The sequence below is a fragment of the Variovorax sp. YR752 genome (genome assembly GCF_943372545.1).
The window spans coordinates 19768-41046 of the sequence record NZ_CALRZC010000041.1 but is presented as its reverse complement, the minus strand read 5'-3'; the positions used below and the strand labels follow the sequence as shown (position 1 = coordinate 41046).

The 21279-nt window shown below is 70.4% G+C and carries 18 protein-coding genes; 8 read left to right on the top strand and 10 right to left on the bottom strand.

The genetic code is table 11. From position 1 onward, the window contains the following. Both AAG801_RS12530 and AAG801_RS12525 read left to right on the top strand, forming a co-directional pair. Positions 1–2511, top strand: a complete 2511-nt coding sequence (locus AAG801_RS12530; protein ID WP_341888670.1) for a hypothetical protein — start codon at positions 1–3, stop codon at positions 2509–2511. A 24-nt stretch (positions 2512–2535) separates the two neighbouring features. After that, entirely contained in the window at positions 2536–3825 is a 1290-nt protein-coding gene (locus AAG801_RS12525; RefSeq protein ID WP_341888669.1) for an NAD(P)-binding domain-containing protein, read from the top strand. 15 nt (positions 3826–3840) lie between these two features. Here AAG801_RS12525 and AAG801_RS12520 read toward each other — a convergent pair whose 3' ends face one another. The 7 genes from AAG801_RS12520 to cysK form a co-directional block, all read right to left on the bottom strand. Then, positions 3841–4035: a hypothetical protein gene (locus AAG801_RS12520; protein WP_341888668.1), complete on the bottom strand. Its 195-nt coding sequence runs from the start codon at positions 4033–4035 to the stop codon at positions 3841–3843. Between the two features lie 94 nt (positions 4036–4129). Beyond that, the gene (locus AAG801_RS12515) at positions 4130–4807 is read right to left on the bottom strand and encodes a hypothetical protein (protein WP_341888667.1); all 678 of its coding nucleotides are present in this window, start codon (positions 4805–4807) and stop codon (positions 4130–4132) included. A 25-nt stretch (positions 4808–4832) separates the two neighbouring features. Further along, positions 4833–5375, bottom strand: coding sequence for a phasin family protein (locus tag AAG801_RS12510; RefSeq protein WP_341888666.1), 543 nt, complete (start codon positions 5373–5375; stop codon positions 4833–4835). Between the two features lie 154 nt (positions 5376–5529). Further along, the gene (locus AAG801_RS12505; RefSeq protein WP_341888665.1) at positions 5530–7107 is read right to left on the bottom strand and encodes a GGDEF domain-containing protein; all 1578 of its coding nucleotides are present in this window, start codon (positions 7105–7107) and stop codon (positions 5530–5532) included. A 71-nt stretch (positions 7108–7178) separates the two neighbouring features. Next, positions 7179–8624 carry a two-component system sensor histidine kinase CreC gene (creC, locus tag AAG801_RS12500; RefSeq protein WP_341888664.1) on the bottom strand — a complete coding sequence of 482 codons (1446 nt, stop codon included), beginning with the start codon at positions 8622–8624 and terminating at the stop codon, positions 7179–7181. Then, positions 8621–9316 carry a two-component system response regulator CreB gene (gene creB, locus AAG801_RS12495; RefSeq protein ID WP_341888663.1) on the bottom strand — a complete coding sequence of 232 codons (696 nt, stop codon included), beginning with the start codon at positions 9314–9316 and terminating at the stop codon, positions 8621–8623. The genes creC and creB overlap by 4 nt, the downstream gene beginning before the upstream one ends. Then, positions 9313–10233, bottom strand: coding sequence for a cysteine synthase A (gene cysK, locus AAG801_RS12490; protein ID WP_341888662.1), 921 nt, complete (start codon positions 10231–10233; stop codon positions 9313–9315). The genes creB and cysK overlap by 4 nt, the downstream gene beginning before the upstream one ends. A gap of 48 nt (positions 10234–10281) precedes the next feature. Here cysK and hemE point away from each other — a divergent pair, with 48 nt between their 5' ends. The 3 genes from hemE to AAG801_RS12475 all read left to right on the top strand — a co-directional run bounded on the left by hemE (position 10282) and on the right by AAG801_RS12475 (position 13802). Further along, positions 10282–11385, top strand: a complete 1104-nt coding sequence (gene hemE, locus AAG801_RS12485; protein WP_341888661.1) for a uroporphyrinogen decarboxylase — start codon at positions 10282–10284, stop codon at positions 11383–11385. Between the two features lie 126 nt (positions 11386–11511). Continuing rightward, entirely contained in the window at positions 11512–11742 is a 231-nt protein-coding gene (locus tag AAG801_RS12480) for a hypothetical protein (protein WP_341888660.1), read from the top strand. Further along, complete coding sequence (locus tag AAG801_RS12475; protein ID WP_341888659.1) at positions 11739–13802, top strand: primosomal protein N'; 2064 nt, start codon at positions 11739–11741, stop codon at positions 13800–13802. Before AAG801_RS12480 ends, AAG801_RS12475 begins: the two co-directional genes overlap by 4 nt. Before the next feature lie 10 nt (positions 13803–13812). Here the strand turns inward: AAG801_RS12475 and AAG801_RS12470 are convergent, their stop codons facing one another. Next, positions 13813–14382, bottom strand: coding sequence for a YecA family protein (locus tag AAG801_RS12470; protein WP_341888658.1), 570 nt, complete (start codon positions 14380–14382; stop codon positions 13813–13815). A 413-nt stretch (positions 14383–14795) separates the two neighbouring features. Here AAG801_RS12470 and AAG801_RS12465 point away from each other — a divergent pair, with 413 nt between their 5' ends. Beyond that, complete coding sequence (locus AAG801_RS12465; protein ID WP_341888657.1) at positions 14796–16316, top strand: CoA-acylating methylmalonate-semialdehyde dehydrogenase; 1521 nt, start codon at positions 14796–14798, stop codon at positions 16314–16316. A 19-nt stretch (positions 16317–16335) separates the two neighbouring features. Continuing rightward, on the top strand, positions 16336–16806 hold the full coding sequence (locus tag AAG801_RS12460; RefSeq protein WP_341888656.1) for a DUF3237 domain-containing protein: 471 nt from the start codon (positions 16336–16338) through the stop codon (positions 16804–16806). Positions 16807–16816: 10 nt separating this feature from the next. On the opposite strand, the gene AAG801_RS12455 is transcribed toward AAG801_RS12460, so the two are convergent. After that, positions 16817–18727, bottom strand: coding sequence for a PhoX family phosphatase (locus AAG801_RS12455; RefSeq protein WP_341888655.1), 1911 nt, complete (start codon positions 18725–18727; stop codon positions 16817–16819). 98 nt (positions 18728–18825) lie between these two features. Between AAG801_RS12455 and AAG801_RS12450 the strand changes: the two genes are divergently transcribed. Next, on the top strand, positions 18826–20442 hold the full coding sequence (locus tag AAG801_RS12450; RefSeq protein WP_341888654.1) for a GGDEF domain-containing protein: 1617 nt from the start codon (positions 18826–18828) through the stop codon (positions 20440–20442). A gap of 9 nt (positions 20443–20451) precedes the next feature. Here the strand turns inward: AAG801_RS12450 and AAG801_RS12445 are convergent, their stop codons facing one another. Next, positions 20452–21279 carry an ABC transporter permease gene (locus AAG801_RS12445; protein ID WP_341888653.1) on the bottom strand — a complete coding sequence of 276 codons (828 nt, stop codon included), beginning with the start codon at positions 21277–21279 and terminating at the stop codon, positions 20452–20454.

Here is a 21279-nt window from a genome sequence, read left to right as displayed (position 1 = left end):
GTGACTCTCTCGCTACGGCGCCTGGCGCTGCCCTTCGCTCTCGTGGCCCCGGCCGCGGTCCATGCCCAGCTGATCGACGACGTCGACTTCCGCCGCGACGGCGACGATGCGGTGCTGCAGGTGCGCTTCGTGGCGCCGGTGCAGTACCGCCGCGCGCTGGTCGCGCGCAGCGGCGACTCCGTGCAGGTGATCTACGACCTCGTCAACCGGCGCGAGAACACCAACCTCGTGCCCTCCGAACGGCGTCTGGCCGGCGGCGGTGCGATGCCGGACTTCATCGTCAGCGACGAAAGCCCGGCGCGCGACAACATCAACCGCAAGCTGACGATCCGGCTGAGCAAGGCGGTGCCGTTCAAGGCGCGCGCAGGGCGCGGCGATCGCACCATCGAGGTGGTGCTGGCCGGCCTTGGCACGGCGATCCCGACCACGGTGCGGAGCAAGGCGGGTGCCGCAGCGCCGACCAGCGGCTTCCAGATCACGCTGCAGCAGTCGGATTCAGCCAACCTGCAACTGGACACGCCGATCCCGGCGGCGCTGCAGCGCTACCAGGTGTTCACCGCTGCGCGCCAGGTCGACGGCCGCACGGTGCACGAGGTGAACCTCGGCTACTTCGAGACGCTGGTCGAGGCCGAGGCGGCGCGGCAACTGCTACTCAAGCGCTTCCCGAACGCGGCGCTGGTCGCCCTGGCGCCACCGCCGCCGCCCGCCCCGCCGGCGCCCGTGCCCGCGGCCGCCGTGGCGGCGCCACCCGCTGCATCCGCCCCCCCGGCCGCCGACACCAGCGCCACGCCGCCCCCGGCCAATGCCGCCGAGGTGGCCACGCAGGCTGCCGCGCTGCTGGCCGCGGCGAAGGCTGCCGATGCCGCGCAGGACAGCACGACGGCGCTGGACAAGCTCAACGTGCTGCTCAACCTGCCGTCCAACCCCTCGACGCGCGAAGCGCAGGCGCTGGCCGGAGACATCCGCGCGAAGACCGGCGACGTGGTGCGCGCCCGCGCCGAGTACGAGACCTTCCTGCAGCTCTACCCGAGCGGGCCCGACGCCGAGCGCGTGCGCGCGGCCCTCGCTCGGCTGCCGGCCGCGGCAGCCGCACCGGTGGCTGCCGCGAAGCCGGCCGCGGGCGTCGAGCCGACGTCGACGCTGGCCGGTTCGGTGGGCGCGTTCTACTACGGCGGTGCGTCGAAGGTGCGCACGCAGGAGTTCCAGGACTCGCCGATCAGCGGCCTGCCCGAGCTGGCCAGCGACAACACGCTGTCCGGCACCGATCAGAGCCTGCTGCTGACCAACGTCGACGTGAACTGGCGCTACCGCGACGCCGACACCGACATGCGCTTCGTGTTCCGCGACGCCTACTCGGCCGACCTGCGCGACAGCAGCGACAGCAAGAACCGCCTGTCGGCGCTGTACTACGAGCACCGCTCGCTGTCGGCCGGCACCAGCGTGCGGCTCGGGCGGCAGTCGCCCACCGGCGGCGGCGTGCTCAACCGCTACGACGGCGTGCAGGCCGCCTACACGGTCGTGCCGAAGTGGCGCATCAACGTCGCGGGCGGCGTGCCGGCCGAGAAGCTGCTGGACAGCAAGCGCAGCTTCTACGGCGTGTGGATCGACGCCGACGCGCTGACCTCGCAGATCAGCGGCAGCCTGTACTACAACAAGCAGCTGATCGACAGCGAGACCGACCGCAGCGCCATCGGCACCGAGCTGCGCTTCTTCAGCGGCGGCGTGTCGGCCAACGGCATCCTCGACTACGACGAGGCGATCCGGGGCGTGAACATCGCCTCGCTGCAGGGTACCTGGCAGATGGAGGACAACTCGGTGGTCAACGTGCTGTTCGACCGCCGCAAGACGCCGCTGCTGTCGCTGGGCAATGCGCTGTTCTTCCAGGACCCGACCCTGACGACGCCGGCGACGAGCCTGAAGGAGCTGCTGCAGACCTCCACGCTCGACGCGCTGCGCCAGCGTGTTCGCTCGACCACCTCGAACACCATCCAGGGCCTGCTCGGCGCGACGACGCCGTTCAACGCCAACTGGCAGGTCGGCGCGGACATCCGCCTGACCGACGTCGGCGAGATCCAGCCGGTGGCCGACATCCTGCCCTCGGGCCAGGGCCGCAACCGCAACTACGCGCTCGGCGGCCAGTTGATCGGCACCAACCTGTACTCGTCGCGCGACACCCACGTGATCAGCGCCTCCTGGCAGCGTGGCACCAGCTACAGCCTCACCGGCACCGGCTCGCTGAGCTACAGCGGGCAGTTGATCAGCTACAACAACTCCTCGCAGGTCACGGAGGAACTGTTGCTCGAGCCCTCGCTGCGCTTCTACCGGCAGACCGACAACACCGGCGTCAAGCTGACACGCTGGAGCCCGGGGCTGCGCCTGACCTACCGCGTGCTCAAGCAGGTGGCGATCGAGTCGGAGCTGAGCGGCGAGTACGGCAAGAGCAGCGGGCCGAACCGCAACGAGACGGCCAACCGGCTCTTCTACTATCTGGGCGGGCGCTACGACTTCTGAGGATCTCCGGCGCCGCGCCGCAGGATGAACTACTCGTACCTCTATCTGGCCGCGATCGTCATCGCGGTCGCGCTCTACCTGCGCCGCCAGCGCCGCCTTGCGCAGCAGCATGCGCTTGAGCTGAAGCAGTCGCTCGAGGCGGGCCTGGCCGAGCCGGCGTCGCTGCACCCGGTGATCAACCCGTCGCGCTGCATCGGCTCAGGCTCGTGCGTGCGGGCCTGTCCGGAAGAGGCGCTGGGCATCGTCGGCGGCAAGGCGGTGCTGATCAACGGCTCGGCCTGCATCGGCCACGGCGCCTGCCTGTCGGCCTGCCCGGTGGAAGGCATCTCGCTGGTGTTCGGCAGCGAGAAGCGCGGCATCGACATCCCGCACGTCAGCCCCGAGTTCGAGACCAACGTGCCGGGCATCTACATCGCCGGCGAACTCGGCGGCATGGGGCTGATCCGCAAGGCGGCCGAGCAGGGCCGGCAGGCGATGGACGCGATCCGCAAGCGCGCCGACGGCTCGCACGACATCGACGTGCTGATCGTCGGCTGCGGCCCGGCCGGGCTGTCGGCCGGCCTCGCCGCGATCCAGCACAAGCTGCGCTACCGCATCATCGAGCAGGAAGACTCGCTCGGCGGCGCCGTCTACCACTACCCGCGCAACAAGATCGCGATGACTGCGCCGGTGCAGCTCGCGCTGGTCGGCAAGGTGAAGTTCGGCGAGGTCAGCAAGGAACAGCTGCTCGAGTTCTGGCAGGGCGTGGTGCAGCGCACCGGGCTGCAGGTGTCGTTCCGCGAGCGGCTGACGGGCATCGAGCGCCACGGCACCGGCTTCGTGGTGCAGACCGACCAGGGCCGCATCTCGGCGCGTTCGGTGTTGCTGGCAATGGGCCGCCGCGGTACGCCGCGCAAGCTCGACGTGCCGGGCGAGGAGGCCTCGAAGGTGGTCTACCGGCTGGTCGACGCGCAGCAGTACCGCGGCCAGCACGTGCTGGTGGTCGGCGGCGGCGACAGCGCACTGGAGGCGGCCATCGCGCTGGCCGAAGAGCCGAACACGACGGTCACGCTGTCGTACCGCAGCGAAGCCTTCTCGCGCGTCAAGGCGAAGAACCGCGAACGGCTCGAACTGCTGCGCGACGCCGGCCACCTCACGGTGATGCTGTCGTCGAAGGTCCGGCGCATCGAGCAGCGCAGCGTGGACATCGAGCACGAGGGCCGGACGAAGCACCTGCCGAACGAGGCAGTGATCGTCTGCGCCGGCGGCGAGTTGCCGACGCCGCTGCTGCGCCAGATCGGCATCCGCTTCGAGACCAAGTTCGGCACACGCTGAGCGGGCGGCGCCGGGTCAGTCGTCGAGTTCGTCCCAGAACTGGTCGTCGGCGTGGGCCTGCGCCTCCTCGCGGGAGGCAAACGCGAACGAGGCCCAGTCCCAGCCGGGATCGATCGACTCGATCTCGGCCTCGCTGAATACGCGGTACTCGTGGCGATCGTTCACCCCACCCTCGGCGACGATCGCCCGTTTGGCCACGAACCAGGGCATGGGGTCTCCTCCCGCGCGTTGCCGGCGACGAAGCCGCGCCGGCTTCCCGGGTGTACGCGCGCCGCGCCGGCCTATTCCACGCCGCCCCGCGGGCTCAGAAGCCGAGCAACTCGGGCGTGAGCAGCAGATCGAAGTCGGTGGCCTCGCGCAGCCGCCGCCGGGCCTGCGCCCGGCCGACGCAGCGCACCAGCAGGCCGACCCGGTCGGCCAGCGCGTCGCCGGCGCGGGCCTGCGGGGCGAGCCGCGCGAGCAGGGTGTCGAGCGAGACGATCGCGTCTTCTTCGCCCATGCTGAGCACCAGCACGTGCACCAGGCTCGCCACCAGGGCGGGTTCGCTGCAGGCCGCGTCGAGCTGCTGCACGGCCAGGCTGAGCTGCGCGCCTTCGATGCCGTTCTCGCGCAAGGCAGTCAACGCCGGGCCGAGGCCGGCCAGGCCGCGCTGCCGATCGGGCGCATGGCGCAGCAGCTCGGCGACCACGCGCACGAAGCGCGAGCGCGCCTCGAGCGGCAGCTCGCGGCGCAGGCCGCGGCACGGTCCGGAATGGGTCTCCTCGATGCGGCCGTCCTCACCGAGGAGCAGCACGTCGAGGTAGAGATGCGTCGGGTCGACCCCCGGCAGGTCGGCCAGCCGGACGATCACTGCGCCGGCGCGGTAGCCGGGCAGTTCGCGCGTGCCGATCCATCCATCGTGGACGTCGGACGAACGGCTGCGCCACGGCGGGGTGGCCGTGGCGCCGGAGCCGTCATGCTCCGGAGGTGACAGGGAGCTCATGGATGGCTCCCCGTGCAGACGCGCCTCAGGCGGCGCGGCGGCTCTTGCCGGCGACCGGCTTGGCCGCAGCGCTCAGCGTCGCGAAGTTGGCTTCGGCAGCGCCGACCGCCTGCTTGGTGGCCTTCTGCATGCTGTCGAACGCGTCGTTCGCGGCCGAGACAGCGGCCTTGGCCAGCGACACGGCGTTCTCGGTGCCAGCCGGGGCGTTCTTCGAAGCCGCCTCGACCAGCGCGACGAACTTCTTCTGTGTGTCGGCGGCGCCGGCTTCGGCGACCTTGCCGAACTCGCCCTGCACGCCGGCGACGATGTCGTACAGCTTGCGGCCGTAGGCGCTGGCCTTCTCGGGCGACGGCTGGAACATCTCGGCCTGCAGCGCGAACAGCGACTGCACGTCCTTGGCGGACAGCATGGTCTGCGCCTGGGCGCTGGCGTCGGCCAGGGCGGCCTTGGCGGCCTCGAGGTTCAGCGCGACGAGCTTCTCGGTCGCTGCGAGGCTGGTGGCGGTCAGGCCCACCAGGGTGTCGAACTGGGCCTTCTGGGCGGCGGCGAACTGTTCTTGGGTCAGCATGGTGTGCTCCGTGGACAAGTGGGTTGGGAATCAGCATTGCTGCACTGCAGCATGACTCCACTATAGAGCGCCCGGCCGCGAATGCAAGCGGTTTATGCTGCAACGCAGCAAAGTAGTGGGATCGCCCTAGGGCGGAACGTTCAGGCGCAGCGCTTCAGCTGCCGATGACAAGCCGGTTGCGCCCGGCCTGTTTGGCCGCCAGCACCGCCGCACTGGCTCGCTGGACCAGCGACAGCGGGTTGTCGACGCCGGCGTCGAGCTGCGCCACGCCGACGCTGGCGGTCAGCGGCACGCTGCGCTGCTCGATGCTGCGGATCTCGGCCCCAGCCACCTGCCGGCGCACCCGCTCGGCCACCCGCGCGCCGGTCTCGAGATCGGTGTCTGGCATCACCAGGCAGAACTCCTCGCCGCCGTAGCGCGCCAGCCAGTCGGTCAGTCGCACGCTGTGCCGCGCGATCTCGGCGAAGCGGCGCAGCACATGGTCGCCGGTCGGGTAGCCATGCGTGGCGTTGACATCGTGGAAGTGGTCGAGGTCGATCAGCGCGATGGTCAGCGCGCGGCCATGCTTGCGCGCGGTCTCGAACTCGCGCGACAGCCGGGCATCGAAGTAGCGGCGGTTGTGCAGCTGCGTCAGCGCGTCCTGGTTGGCCTCGCGCCGCGCCGCCTCGACCAGGCTGCGGCCCATGTGGGTGACCAGCGTGGTCATGCGCTCGGTCATCACGCGGGTGACGTTCTCGAAGTGGCGCACGTAGAGGTCGCGGTCCTCGCCGCCGGAGGACTCCTGCAGCGACTCGTAGGACACCAGCCGGTTGCGGCCGCGGCCCTTGGCCTCGTAGAGCGCCACGTCGGCCTGGTTCATCACGTCGGCGAAGGTCGAGCGCTCGCCGAGGAAGGCCATCCCCGCGCTGGCGGTAACGGCCATGCGCTGCGTCGCCTCGCCTTCCAGCGGCGCCGGTGCAGTCTCGTCGAAGCGGTTGACCAGGCGCTCGAAGGCGGCGCCGGCGGCGGTGGCGGCGGCCGGCGCGTGGAAGGCGTGCTCGGCCAGGCGCTGCAGCATGCGCTGCACGTCGGCCACGACGGTCTGGCGGTCGTAGCGCGAGATCAGCGCGACGAACTCCTCGCCGCCCCAGCGCGCCAGCCGGTCGCCCGGCGCGATCTCCTCACGCAGCAGCGCGGCGGCTTCGCGCAGCACCTGGTCGCCGGCCTGGTGGCCGAAGCGGTCGTTGATCTGCTTGAAGTGATCGAGGTCGAACAGCACCACGGCGCGGCAGTCCGGCGACAGCGTGTTGCCCAGCTCCTGCGCCAGCTGCGACTGCCAGCGCTTGCGGTTGGCCAGGCCGGTCAGCTCGTCGGTGAATTCGAGCGACTGCAGCAGCGCCTCGCCGCCGGCATGCTTGAGCAGCCGCGCCAGGCGCAACACCAGCAGCTCGACCGGGCGGGTGCCGCGCACCACGTCGTCGCGCGGCTTGATGAACTCCAGCGCGTCGGCCTCCTGCTCGGCGCTGCTGGCGACGATCAACGTCGGCCGCCCGTCCATCACGTACTCGCGGCGCAGCCGGCGCGTGTCGGCGAACAGGTCGGCCTGCAGCACGCGCAGTTCGGCCTCGGCCGGCAGCGGCACGCCGGCCAGGCAGGCGAGCACGCGAAAGCCCTGCTCGCGCAGCGGCGCGATCACGGTCTCGTCGTCGTAAGCCTCGTGCGGCACTACCCAGGCGATCGTCTTCGGATCCACGCGTGCGGCCCCTCCCGAACGGCCATCAGCGCGCAGCATAGCCGGGCGCGGTCGGAGAGCTTGGGAGGTGCTCAGGCGGGTGGCGGCTCGATCATCGGCAGCGACAGCGTCGCCACCGCGCCGCCGCCCTCGTGATTGCGCAGCGTCACGCGGCCGTGGTGCAGCTCGGCAATTTCCTTCACGAAGGGCAGGCCGAGGCCGGTGCTCCGCTTGTTCGTGCCCGGCCGGGCCAGCGAATAGAACTTCTCGAACACCCGCTGGTCGGCGTAGTCGGGAATGCCGGGGCCGCGGTCGCGCACAACGATGTCGACGCTGCGCCCGCGCGGCGCGAGTTCGATGCGGACGCTGGCTCCTTCTGGCGAGAACTCGATCGCGTTGGCCACCAGGTTGCCCACCGCGCGGCGCAGCAGGAAGGCCTCGCCTTCGACCCAGGTGGCCTCGCCGGCGGCGAGTTCGATGTGCAGGCCGCGTGCCGCGCCGCTCGCTTCGGCGCTGGCCGCCAGTTCCTCCAGCAGCGGCCGAAGCGCAACCGGCTCGACCTTCGGCAGCCGCCGCCGCTGCTCCAGCGCGGCCAGCTCCATCATGCGGTCGACCAGTTCCTGGATGCGCTGCGTCTCGCGGCCGATGTTGGCGGAAAAGCGCTGCCGGTCCGCTTCGGGCATGCCGGGCTCCTGGATCAGCTCGGCGGCGCCGCGGATCGCCGACAGCGGGCCCTTCAGCTCGTGCGTCAGCGTCTGCACATAGTCGGCCACGTAGTGGCGACCGGCCAGCGCATCGCGCATCTCGTCGTAGGCCGCACCCAGCGTGCCCAGCGCGCGCCGCCCCAGCCGCGGCAGGCTGAAGCTGCGCTGCGAGCGCACGTAGCGCGCGTAGTCGGCGATCAGGCCGAACGGCCGCACCAGCCACAGCGACAGGATCAGCGCCAGCAGCAGCACCGCCGCCACCGAGGTGGCACCGACCACCATGGTCTTGCGCCGCGCCGCGGCGACGAACTGGTTCAGGCTCTGCACCGGCTTGCCGACGCTGACCACGCCGACGATCTCGCCCGCGGAACGCACCGGCGCCGAGACGTACATCACCGAGCTGAGCTCGTCGCCCGGGATCTTCGGCGTGGTGCGGGCGCGGTACTCGCCGGCAAGTGCACCGCGCACGTCGCGCCACTGCGAGAAGTCCTCGCCCTCGCGCTGGCCGAGCGAGTCGAACACGACGATGCCGTCGCGGCCGATGACCAGCGCCTGCAGTTCCACGCCGGTCTTCTCGAAGCCGAAGATGCGCGCCGAGAAGCTGCGCGCGTACAGGCTGCGGAACACCGGGCGCAGCGCCTCGGCGTCGAGGGTGCCGTCGACGCTGTGCTGCTCGACCTGCGCGGCCAGCAGGTGTGCCGTCTCGACCAGCGATTCCTCGGCCGACTCGCGGTAGCGCGGGTCGATATCGGCCAGCAGCCGGTACATCAGCACGCCCACGCCGAGGGCGTAGACGAGCAGGATGCCGACGAAGACGACCGTCCGGCGGCTCACAGCGTGCCCGGCAGGTCCTCGGCCAGCGCGTAGCCGCTGCCGCGGTGCGTGCGGATCGGTTCGAGGCCGGGCGCCACCACCTTCAGCTTGGCGCGCAAGGTCTTCACGTGGGCATCGACGGTGCGGTCGAGGCTGTCGCTGTGGGTGTCCCAGACCTTGTCGAGCAGCACGTCGCGGCTGTAGACGTGGCCGGGGCGCTCGACCAGCGTCTTCAGCAGCCCGTACTCGTAGCGCGACAGCTCCAGCGGCTGGCCGTAGAAGCGGATCTGCCGCCGCCCTTCGTCGACCTGGAAGGGCCGCGCCGGCACCGGGGCCGCACCCGCCCTGGCCGCGCGGCGCAGGATGGTGCGCACGCGCGCCACCAGCTCACGCGGCGAAAACGGCTTGGCGACGTAGTCGTCGGCGCCGAGCTCGAGGCCGACCACGCGGTCGATCTCGTCGGCGCGCGCGGTGAGGAAGACCACCGGCACATCGCTGAAGGCGCGCAGCCGCTTGAAGACCTCGAAGCCGCTCAGGTCGGGCAGGCCGACGTCGAGGATGACCAGTGCCGCGGGTGCCTCGCGCTGGCGCTGCAGTGCTGCCTCGCCGGTGGCTGCCCAGTGCGGCTCGAAGCCGTCGGTGCGCAGCGCGTACTGCAGCGTGTCGGCGATGCCGGGCTCGTCCTCGACGATGAGGATGGCGGGCTTGATCACTCGGTGGGCAGGAAGCCTTCGATGGACAGGTAGCGCTCGCCGGTGTCGTAGTTGAAGCCGAGAACGCGGCTGCCGGCCGGCAGCTCCGGCAGCTTCTGCGCGATCGCGGCCAGCGTCGCACCCGACGAGATGCCCACCAGCAGCCCTTCCTCGCGCGCGCTGCGGCGTGCCATCTCGCGCGCCGCCTCGGCTTCGACCTGGATCGTGCCGTCGAGCAGCTCGGTCTTCAGGTTGGCCGGGATGAAGCCGGCACCGATGCCCTGGATCGGGTGCGGGCTGGGCTTGCCGCCGCTGATCACCGGCGAAGCCGAGGGCTCGACCGCGTACACCTTCAGCTTCGGCCATTTCGCCTTCAGCACCTGCGCGCAGCCGCTGAGGTGGCCGCCGGTGCCCACGCCGGTGATCAGCACGTCCAGGCCTTCGGGGAAGTCGGCAGCAATCTCCTGCGCCGTGGTGCGCACGTGCACGTCGATGTTGGCCGGGTTCTCGAACTGCTGCGGCATCCACGCGCCGGGCGTGGCGGCGAGCAGTTCCTTCGCTCGCGCGATCGAGCCGTTCATGCCCTTCTCGCGTGGCGTCAGCTCGAAGCTCGCGCCGTAGGCGAGCATCAGGCGGCGCCGCTCGACGCTCATGCTGTCGGGCATCACCAGCACCAGCTTGTAGCCCTTGACCGCGGCGACCATCGCCAGCCCGACACCGGTGTTGCCCGAGGTCGGCTCGATGATGGTGGCGCCGGGTCTGAGCGCACCGCTGGCCTCGGCCGCCTCGATCATGGCCAGCGCGATGCGGTCCTTGATCGAACCGCCGGGGTTGGCGCGCTCGCTCTTGATCCAGACCTCGTGCGTGGCACCGAACAAGCGGTTGACGCGGATGTGCGGCGTGCTGCCGATGGTCTGCAAGACGGTGCTGGCGCGCATGGGAATCTCCTCGGAAGTGGCGCAGATTATGGGCGTGATAATCAACTGATGTACGCGCCACTCCAGAACGACAGCTTCCTGCGCGCCTGCCTGCGCCAGCCCACTGAACACACCCCCGTGTGGCTGATGCGTCAGGCCGGCCGCTACCTCGCCGAGTACCGCGAGACGCGCGCGAAGGCCGGCAGCTTCATGGGCCTGGCCACGAACACGCAGTACGCCACCGACGTGACGCTGCAGCCGCTGGACCGCTATGCGCTCGACGCGGCCATCCTGTTCAGCGACATCCTCACCGTGCCCGATGCGATGGGCCTGGGCCTGAGCTTCGCGCTCGGCGAAGGCCCGCGCTTCGCGCATCCCTTGCGTGAGGAGGCCGACGTGATGAAGCTCGCCGTGCCGGACATGGACAAGCTGCGCTACGTGTTCGACGCCGTCACTTCGATCCGCCAGGCACTGAACGGCCGCGTGCCGCTGATCGGCTTCTCGGGCAGCCCGTGGACGCTGGCCTGCTACATGGTCGAAGGCGCCGGCTCGGACGACTACCGGCTGGTCAAGACGATGATGTACCGCCGGCCCGACCTGATGCACCGCATCCTGGCGATCAACGCCGATGCGGTGGCGCTGTACCTGAACACCCAGATCGAAGCCGGCGCGCAGGCGGTGATGGTTTTCGACAGTTGGGGCGGCGTGCTCGCCGATGGCGCCTTCCAGGAATTCAGCCTCGCCTACACCCGCCGCGTGCTGAAGCAGCTCAAGCGCGAACACGCGGGCGCACGCATCCCGCACATCGTCTTCACCAAGGGCGGCGGGTTGTGGCTCGAGGAGATCGCCGCTGCCGTCGACGGCGTTGGCCCGGACGTGGTCGGCCTGGACTGGACGATGAACCTGGCCCATGCGCGCCAGCGCACCGGCGACCGCGTGGCCCTGCAAGGCAACCTCGACCCCAACGTGCTGTTCGCCGAGCCTGACCAGATCCGCGCCGAGGCCACCAAGGTGCTGGAGAGCTTCGGCGCCCCGCGCAGCGCGCAGGGCACGTATGGCGGCCATGTCTTCAACCTCGGCCACGGCATCAGCCAGCACACGCCGCCGGAGGCGGTGTCGGTGCTGGTCGACACCGTGCACGCGGTCTCGCGGCGCATCCGCGCGGCTGGCTGAGCACTGCCTCGCTCGGGCGGTGTTCGCCGGGTGAGTGAGCGCTCAGGGCTTGACTTATCCCCAAATATGGCTTCGCGCCTGGTTGGACGCCGCACTGCTGCGGCGCGTCATCACCTTTCACGGGGAATGACGCAAGTCATTGATTTCATTCATGGTTCTTTGCTGCCCCGAAAGTGGGCAGCGAACCCGGATCCTCGCTGGATCAAGCATTTAGCGCATCTTTGGGCAGGTTCTGCACAAAGTTATCCACAGAGCGCGGGGAAAGCTGCAAAAGTCTCGTCAAATCAGCAACTTGGCGGTACTCCTTCACGACCGACTGAACATTGCCGGCTAAGTGAAACGGTGGTGGCGGCATGACGGCCAGCGTGCGACTGCAGGTCGCCGTCGACACCCCGCAGCATGCCGGCCTGGGCGACGTTCTCGACTACTTGAGTGAGCAACCGCTCTCACCTGGAACGCTGGTACGTGTGCCGTTGGGCCGCCGCGAGCTGCTCGGCATCGCCTGGAGCGATGGTGCCGGTGAGCTGGCGGACAGTGCGCTCAAGCCGCTGACGGCCGTGCTCGGCGACCTGCCGCCGCTGGACGCTGCCTGGCGCGAACTGGTCACTTTTGCATCTGGTTACTATCAGCGCGGCCTCGGCGAACTGGCCCTGTCGGTGCTGCCGCCGGAGTTGCACAAGCTCGACGGCAGCCAGATCGCGCTGCGCCTGCGCAAGCTGCACAAGGCGATGGCGCAGCCGATCGAAGCCCGCCCCGACCAGCCGCCCGAGCCGAGCGCCGAGCAGGCCGAGGTGCTGGCGCGGCTGGACGCCGTCACCGACGCCACGCCGGTGCTGCTGCACGGCGTGACCGGCAGCGGCAAGACCGAGGTCTACCTTCACGCCGCGGCCCGCACGCTGGCGGCGGGCCGGCAGGCGCTGGTGCTGGTGCCCGAGATCAACCTGACGCCGCAGCTCGAGGCCCGCTTCACGGCGCGCTTCGCCGGCCGGCGCATCGTCTCGCTGCACAGCGGCATGACACCGGCGCAGCGCCTGCGCGGCTGGCTGGCGGCACATCTCGGCCTGGCCGATCTGGTGCTGGGCACGCGGCTGGCGATCTTCACGCCGATGCCGCGGCTCGGGCTGATCGTGGTCGACGAGGAGCACGACCCCTCGTACAAGCAGCAGGAGGGTGCACGCTATTCGGCGCGCGACCTCGCCGTCTACCGCGCCCGGCTGCAGGGTGCGCAGGTACTGCTGGGCTCGGCCACGCCGTCGCTGGAGAGCTGGCAGCGCGCCAACGAGGGGCGCTACCTGCGCCTGACGCTGCCCTCGCGCATCGGCGGGGCGCTGCTGCCGCGGGTACGCCTGGTCGACATGAACCAGCAGCCCAAGGACCGCGGCGCCGGCACTGCACTGTCGCCGCCGCTGGTCGAGGCCATCCGCGCGCGCATCGCACGCGGCGAGCAGAGCCTGGTGTTCCTCAACCGCCGCGGCTACGCGCCGGTGCTGCACTGCGCCGACTGCGGCTGGAAGAGCGGCTGCCCGCACTGCAGCGCCTGGCGTGTCTTCCACAAGCTCGACCGCACGCTGCGCTGCCACCACTGCGGCTTCACCGAGCGCGTGCCGCGCGCCTGCCCGGAGTGCGGCAACCTCGACATCGCGCCGATCGGCCGCGGCACCGAGCGCCTCGAGGAGCAGATCGGCATGCTGCTGGCGAGCGACGGTGGCTCGAGCGTGCGCGTCGCGCGCATCGATGCCGACAGCACACGGCTGAAGGGCTCGCTGGAGGCGCAGCTCGGCGCGGTGCACGCCGGCGAGGTCGACGTGCTGGTGGGCACGCAGATGGTCACCAAGGGCCACGACTTCCGCCGCATCACCCTGGTGGCGGCGGTGAACCCCGACAGTGCGCTGTTCAGCAGCGACTTCCGCGCGCCCGAGCGCCTGTTCGCGCTGCTGATGCAGGCCGGCGGGCGCGCCGGCCGCTCCGCCGAGCATGCGCAGGGCGCGGAGATGTGGGTGCAGACCTGGCACCCGCAGCACCCGCTCTACGCGGCCTTGCGCCGGCATGACTTCGCCGCCTTCGCCGCCGACCAGCTCAAGGAGCGCGAATCGGCCGGCCTGCCGCCCTACGCGCACCTCGCGATGCTGCGCGCAGACGCCAGGCAGGTCGATGCCGCGCAGGCCTTCCTCGATGCCGCCGCCGCGCTGGCCGGCGGCATCGACGCGAGCGGCATGGTCAGCGTCTACGCGCCGGTGCCGCTGCCGGTCGCGCGGGTGGCGGGCGTGGAGCGCATGCAGATGCTGGTCGAGTCGGTTTCACGGCCGGCGCTTCAGCGTTTCCTCGCCGCCTGGGTGCCTGCGCTGCATGAGCTGCGACGCAGCGGCGGCCACAAAGTGCTGCGCTGGGCGATCGACGTCGACCCACTGGCGATCTGAGCCGAGCGGCTCAGCGCCGCCTCGGCGCCGCTGGCTTCGGGCGTGACACGTCGGCCAGCAGCAGCGTGGCGCGCACCAGTTCCTCCACCGCTTCGGCCAGGTCGGCCGGAGGCTCGAGCGATTCGATCTCCTCGAGCAGGTCGTCGGCGTCCTCGAGGTCGTCGGCATCGAGGTGCCGGTACAGCAGCGCCAGCGGCTCGCGCACGCGCTGCGCACCGAGCGTCATCAGCGCGGGGAAGAATTCCATCGCCGTCGCGAAGCCAGCCACCCAGCCGTAGACCGCCTCGCTCGGCGTGGCGCCATCGTCGAGCTCGAACACCCAGGGATCGAACCACTGGCGCGACTCGATTGCGGCCTCGAGTTCGGCATGGCGCCGGCGCACCAGCGCGTGAAGACGTGTCGCATCGATGCTCGCCGGCAGCGCCCGACCGTCAGCGTCGGTGACATGGGGCAGCCATTGCGATTCGGGAACCCGCCGCGGCTGCAACAACACGCCACAAAGGAAACCATCGAGCATGCTCACGTCGAGTGGCTCGAGCGGTGCGGGAACGGTATCGAGCAGCCCCTGCAAGGCAGACAACTCCTGTTCCGTGAGTGCTTGCTGTGGCGCCTGCCGAGGGGCCGCGGCGCGCGGCTTGCGATGCGTGACCATGCGCGATTGTGCGATGACGCTCCCTCGAAAGTTCGTATGTGCGACATGCACACTTTCTGTTTGACAACGTTCCCTCGTATTGGGGATGGCTCACGAGTGGGCGCAACCCTAGAGTGCGCCGCATAGCTGTCACACGGGATCTTCAACAGATCGCGCGCTCAAAGGTCCGCAACGCCCGCCGCTCACGAGTCCCCTCCTGAGCTCACCGACAGGGCGAGAGACTGGCACCGCACCCAACGACGTCCTTTCTTAAGGACTTGACACAGCCCACCTGCTCGCGCAGGTGGGCTCTTTTTTTGGCCATGCCCGACAATGCCGGTCTCGATCGACAGGAGACATGCATGGGCGCCCCCGAAGCCTTCACCGCCACCACCGAAGTGGGCCACTTCATCGCCGGACGAACCGTTGCCGGCACGAGCGGCCGCCGCCAGGCCGTCTACAACCCCACCACCGGCGCGGTCGCGCGCCAGGTCGCGCTGGCCAGCGTCGATGACGTGAACGCGGCCGTGGCCGCCGCGAAGGCCGCCTTCCCGGCCTGGGCCGACACGCCGCCGATCCGCCGCGCGCGGGTGATGAACAAGTTCCTCGAGCTGATGAACCAGCACCGCGACACGCTGGCCGCGATGATCACCGCCGAGCACGGCAAGGTGTTCACCGACGCGCAGGGCGAAGTGACGCGCGGCATCGACATCGTCGAGTTCGCCTGCGGCATCCCGCAGCTGCTCAAGGGCGACTACACCGACCAGGTCAGCACCGGCATCGACAACTGGACACTGCGCCAGCCGCTGGGCGTGGTGGCCGGCATCACGCCGTTCAACTTCCCCTGCATGGTGCCGTGCTGGATGTTCCCGGTGGCGATCGCCTGCGGCAACGCCTTCATCCTCAAGCCCAGCGAGCGCGACCCCTCGCCCAGCCTGTTCATGGCCGAGCTGCTCAAGCAGGCCGGCCTGCCCGACGGCATCTTCAGCGTCGTGCAGGGCGACAAGGTGGCCGTCGACACGCTGCTCCACCACGTCGACGTGAAGGCGCTCTCCTTCGTCGGCTCGACGCCGATCGCGCAGTACATCTACGAGACCGGCGCGCACCACGGCAAGCGTGTGCAGGCGCTGGGCGGCGCGAAGAACCACATGGTGGTGATGCCCGACGCCGACCTCGACCAGGCGGTCGACGCGCTGATCGGCTCGGCCTACGGCTCGGCCGGCGAGCGCTGCATGGCGATCAGCGTGGCGGTGCTGGTCGGCGACGTCGGCGACAAGATCGTGCCGATGCTCGCCGAACGCGCCAAGGCGCTGAAGGTGAAGAACGGCATGGAGCTCGACGCCGAGATGGGCCCGATCGTCACCCGGCAGGCGCTCGAGCGCATCGAGAGCTACATCGACATTGGCGTCAAGGAAGGCGCGAAGCTTGTCGTCGACGGCCGCGGCTTCAAGGTGCCGGGCTTCGAGGGCGGCTTCTTCACCGGCGGCACGCTGTTCGACCATGTCACCCGCGACATGCGCATCTACCAGGAAGAGATCTTCGGCCCGGTGCTGGCCTGCATTCGTGCCAAGGACTTCGGCGAAGCGCTGGCGCTGGTCAATGACCACGAGTACGGCAACGGCGTGGCCTGCTTCACCAGCGACGGCAACGTGGCGCGCGAGTTCGCGCGGCGGGTGCAGGTCGGCATGGTCGGCATCAACGTACCGATCCCGGTGCCGATGGCCTGGCACGGCTTCGGCGGCTGGAAGAAGAGCCTGTTCGGCGACATGCACGCCTATGGCGAGGAAGGCGTGCGCTTCTACACCAAGCAGAAGAGCGTGATGCAGCGCTGGGCCGGCTCGATCGGCAAGGGCGCCGAGTTCGCCATGCCGACCGCGAAGTAGCCCTGCCGCTGGAGTGCCCGTGCCCGACTTCCCGCCGCCGCCCACCCTGGTGCCGATGACGCAGATCCGCTGCGAGGTCGGCGCGCTGGTCAGCCTCGGCGCCGCGCCCACCGGCGAGCGCCGCTACGTGCCGCTGGGCGGCGGCACGGCGCGCGGGCCGGAGCTGAACGGCACGCTGGTCGAAGGCGGCATCGACTGGCAGGTAGCACGCAGCGATGGCGTGCTCGAGATCGCCGCGCACTACGTGATCCGCACCGACGACGGCGCGCTGGTCGAAGTGAAGAGCGACGGCTTGCGCCACGGCCCCGCCGAGGTGATGCAGCAGCTCGCGCGCGGCGAGGCCGTGCCGCGTGACGCCTACTTCTTCCGCACGCTGATCCGCTTCACCACCGGTGCGCTGCCCTGGCTGCACCTCAACAAGGTGATGGCCATCGCGGTGGGGCAGCGCGAAGCGCGCACCGTGCTTCTCGACGTCTACCGGCTGGGCTGAGCCCGTCGGCTCAGCTGCCGATCACGCCGCCGTCGCGGCGGCGGATCACCACCGTCGCCGAGCGCGGCCGGCCGCCGAACGGCCACCTGGAGAACCTGCTCGGCTCGGCCGGGTCGCTGCGGTCGCTCGGTGTCTCGCCCGGGTGCTGCACGTTGATGAACATCGTGCGCAGGTCCGGCGTCAGCGTCGCGCCGGTGATCTCGCAGTTGACCGGGCCGGTGAGGAAGCGGCGGATCTCGCCGCTGGCGCGGTCGCAGGCCAGCATCTGGTTGTTGCCGATGCGCGCCAGCTCGCCCTTGTTCATCTGCGTGGCGTGCGCATCGGTCTGGATCCACAGCACGCCGCGCGCATCGAGCATCAGCCCGTCGGGGCAGGCGAAGATGTCGCCGTTGATGTTGCCCTTCGCCTCGGGCCGTGCATTGGCCGGGTCGCCGGGGAGCACCAGGTGGCTCCAGCGCATCGTCGTGGCGTCGAAGTCGCCGTCCTCGGTCCAGCGGATGATCTGGCCCATCACGTTGTTGGCGCGCGGGTTGGCGGCATCGACGCCGGGCATGTCCTTGGCGCCACGCGCGCTGTTGTTGGTCAGCGTGCAATAGACCTCACGCCGGTTCTGGTCGATCGCCAGCCACTCGGGGCGGTCCATCTTCGTCGCGCCGAGCCGGTCGCTCGCCTGGCGCGACTTGATGAGCACCTCGCCGGCGTCGGCGAAGCCGTTCGCCGCCGTCAGCGGCCCCTGGCCGTGCACCAGCGGCAGCCAGCGGCCCGTGCCGTCGGCATCGAAACGCGCCACGTACAGCGTGCCGTGGTCGAGCAGTTCGCGGTTGGCCTGCGCTTTCGTCAGGTTCCCGCCGCCGGGCGCGATGCGGTCGCGGCTGACGAACTTGTAGATGTACTCGAAGCGCGCGTCCTCGCCGGAGTAGACGACCGCCCGACCGTCCTTCGTCACCGCCACCCAGGCGCCCTCGTGCGCGGCGCGGCCCAGCGCGGTGCGCTTGATGGGCGTGCTGGTCGGGTCCAGCGGATCGATCTCGACCACCCAGCCGAAGCGGTGGAACTCGTTCGGGTGGCGGCGCAGGTCGAAGCGCTCGTCGTGCTCGGCCCAGCGGTAGGACCCGGTCTTGCGCGCGCCCCAGCGCTTCTGGTCGGCGTCGGGCGTGTCGCCACCGTCGAAGTAGTAGGCCCAGTTCTCCTCGCCGGAAAGGTAGGTGCCCCAGGGCGTCATGCCGCTGGCGCAGTTGTTCAGCGTGCCCAGCACGGTGCGGCCGTCGGGGTCGGCGGCGGTCTTCATCAGCGCGTGACCGGCGGCCGGCCCCTGCACCGCGAACGGTGTGTAGGCGGTGTAGCGGCGCGCGGAGCGCGAGGGCCGCACCATCTGCCAGCGGCCCTCCTTCAGTTCGACCTCGATCACCGCGACACCGTGCGCGGCCTGCGCCTTCCGCACCTTCTCGGCGCTCCAGGTCTTGAAGCCGTCGCTGTGCAGCAGGCCGTCGTCGGTGTACTCGTGGTTCATCGCCAGCAGGCCCCGCGTACTGCTGCCCTCGAGCGGGTAGAAGTGGATGCCGTCGTGGTGCATGCCCATCTGCAGCGCCTGGTCGGCAGCGCTGTTGCCGGCGTCCTCGCGCCAGGCCGGCATCGCACCGGGCACGCCGACCGGTTCGCCCCAGGCGGCGATGACTTCGGCCAGGTAGCCTTCGGGCACCACCAGCGTGTCGGCGGCACTCGCCGGGATGCCCTTGAATCCGAGCAGCGGATCGCCACCGCCACCGCTGGCGCAGCCGGCGATCCACGGCGAGAGCACACCACCAGCCAGCGCCGCCAGGCCACCCTGCACCCAGACACGCCGCGCCGGGTCGGACACCTGGTGGATGCTCGGGTTGGCCGAGCGGTTGCTGTCTTCCATCGTGTCGAAATTCTTGGCCATCGCATGCTCCGGGTGAATCCGTGCAGAGTTTGGCAGACGCAGGCGGACGCGGGCCGCTGCCGTGATGCGATATGGTGCACGCTGCATAGCCGAACCCGATGTCGAACGACTCTTCCCCGGACACCTCGCTGGAGCAGGCGCGCCGCGCGCGGCGCAGCAGCGACCTGCTCGGCGGGCGCGCCGCGGCCGAGCGGGCGTGGAACGAGGCCGTTGAGGCAGGCGACCGGGCGCGCCAGGTCGAAGCCGGCTGGCTGCTGTGCTTCTTCCTCTACCGCGTCGGCGCGCTGCCCGAACTGCTGGCGCAGGGCGAGCGGACGCTCGCGCTGATCGCGGACGACGACGCGCCGACCTACCGCGTCGAGCTGTTGCGCTGGCTCACCTTCGGCGCCTGCGACCTCGGCGCCTTCGATACCGCGCTGCAGCACGCCCACGAAGCCTGCGCGCTGGCGCGCGGGCTCGGCCCGGCCGACCAGGCGATGGCCATGAACACGCTGGCCGGCGCGCTCGAACGCATCGGCGACCCGTGGCAGGCCGAGCGGCTGATGAACGAGGCGCTGCCGCTGGCCCGTGCGTCGGGCGAGATCTACCCGCTGCTGGTGACGCTGAACAACCTCGGCGCCATCGCCATCGGCGCGTTCTACCTGCTGCGCGACAGCGATGCCGCCGACGAGGCGCAGGCGGCGATGCAGCGCGCGCGCGCTGTCTCGCAGGAGGCCCTGGGCCTGACGCACCAGCTGCCGGACCCGACCTTCCCGGTGTTCGTCGAAGGCAACCTCGGCGAGGCGCTGGTGCATCTCGGCGAGCTGGACGAGGCCGATGAACGACTGGCTCGCGCACTCGATCGCGGCCGGGCGCTGGGCGCACAGGCGCAGGTCTGGCGCATCCGATGCTCGATGGCCGAGGCGCTGCTCGCGCGAGGGCGCCACGCCGAGGCCAAGGCCGCCCTGACCGCGCTGCACGACGAACTGCGCGCCGCCGATCCGCTGGCCACGCTGTTCCGCGTGCACCACGCGCTGCACCGCGCCTGCCGCGCACTCGGCGAGCACGAACTCGCGCTCGAGCATCTGGAGGCCTACCTGCAGATCGAGCGCCAGCGTTCGACCAGCCAGCTGCGCGCGCAGTCGCGGCACTTCGTGACGCGCGTCGAGTCCGAGCAGGCGCGCCTGCAGGCCGATCGCGCCCGGCTGGAGGCGCAACGCGAGCGCACCCGCGCCGCGGAGTTCGAGGCGCATGCGCTGCGCGACCAGCTCACCGGCCTGGCCAATCGCCGCCACCTCGACACCCAGCTGCCGCTTCTGCTCGAAGCCGCCGAGCGGCATGGCCATCCGCTGACACTGGCCCTGGTCGACGTCGACCTGTTCAAGTCGATCAACGACCGTTTCGGCCACACCGTGGGCGACCGCGTGCTCGTCACGCTGGCGCAGATGCTGCGCGAGAACACGCGCGGCTCCGACCTGGTGGCGCGCATCGGCGGCGAGGAGTTCCTGCTCGTGCTGCCCGATGCGCCGCCGGCCGATGCGCTGGAGGTCTGCGAACGGCTGCGCGCCCGCGTCGCGGCCCATGACTGGAGCCTGGTGGCGCCGGGCCTGACCGTCACGCTGAGCCTGGGCCTGGCGCACGCGCCGACCTATGCGCCGCAGCCGCTGTTCGAGCGCGCCGACGCGGCGATGTACCGCGCCAAGCACAAGGGGCGCAACCGGGTCGAGATCGCCTGAGCACGCCGATCAGAGCTTCTCGGTCTCGCCGCTCCTCGGCTGCCACTTCATCAGCCGGCGCTCGATGCGCCCGACCGCCGCGTCGAGCACCAGCGCGAAGGCGGTCAGCACCAGGATGCCGGCCATCACGGTGTTGATGTCGAACGCGCCTTCGGCCTGCAGGATGAGGTAGCCCACGCCGCGCGACGAACCGAGGTACTCGCCGACCACCGCACCGACGAAGGCCAGGCCGACGCTGGTGTGCAGCGAGCTGAACACCCAGCTGGTGGCGCTGGGCAGGTAGACGTGGCGCAGCAGCTGCCTGGAGCTCGCGCCGAGCATGCGCGCATTCGCCAGCACCACCGGGCTGACCTCCTTCACGCCCTGGTAGACGTTGAAGAAGACGATGAAGAAGACCAGCGTGACGCCCAGCGCCACCTTGCTGGCGATACCGAGGCCGAACCAGACCGCGAAGATCGGCGCGAGGATCACCCGCGGCATGCTGTTCAGCGCCTTGATGTACGGGTCGAAGATCGCCGCGGCCATCGGGCTGAGCGCCAGCCACAGGCCGCAGGCCAGGCCGAGCAGCGTGCCGATGCCGAAGGCCAGCACCGTCTCGACCAGCGTGACCCACAGGTGCTGGTAGATGTCCGCGTTGGTCACGAACCAGGCCCAGATGCGGCCGAAGATCACCAGCGGCTCGCCGAAGAAGAAGGCGGCCTGGCGGTCGTTCTCGAACACCAGCGGCGGGATCAGCCCCGGCCTGGTCAGCACGTGCCAGAGGCCGAACACCACCACCAGCACGGCGAGTTGCCACAGGCGCAGGTTGCCGGGCCTCGGCTTGATCAGCTTCCACAT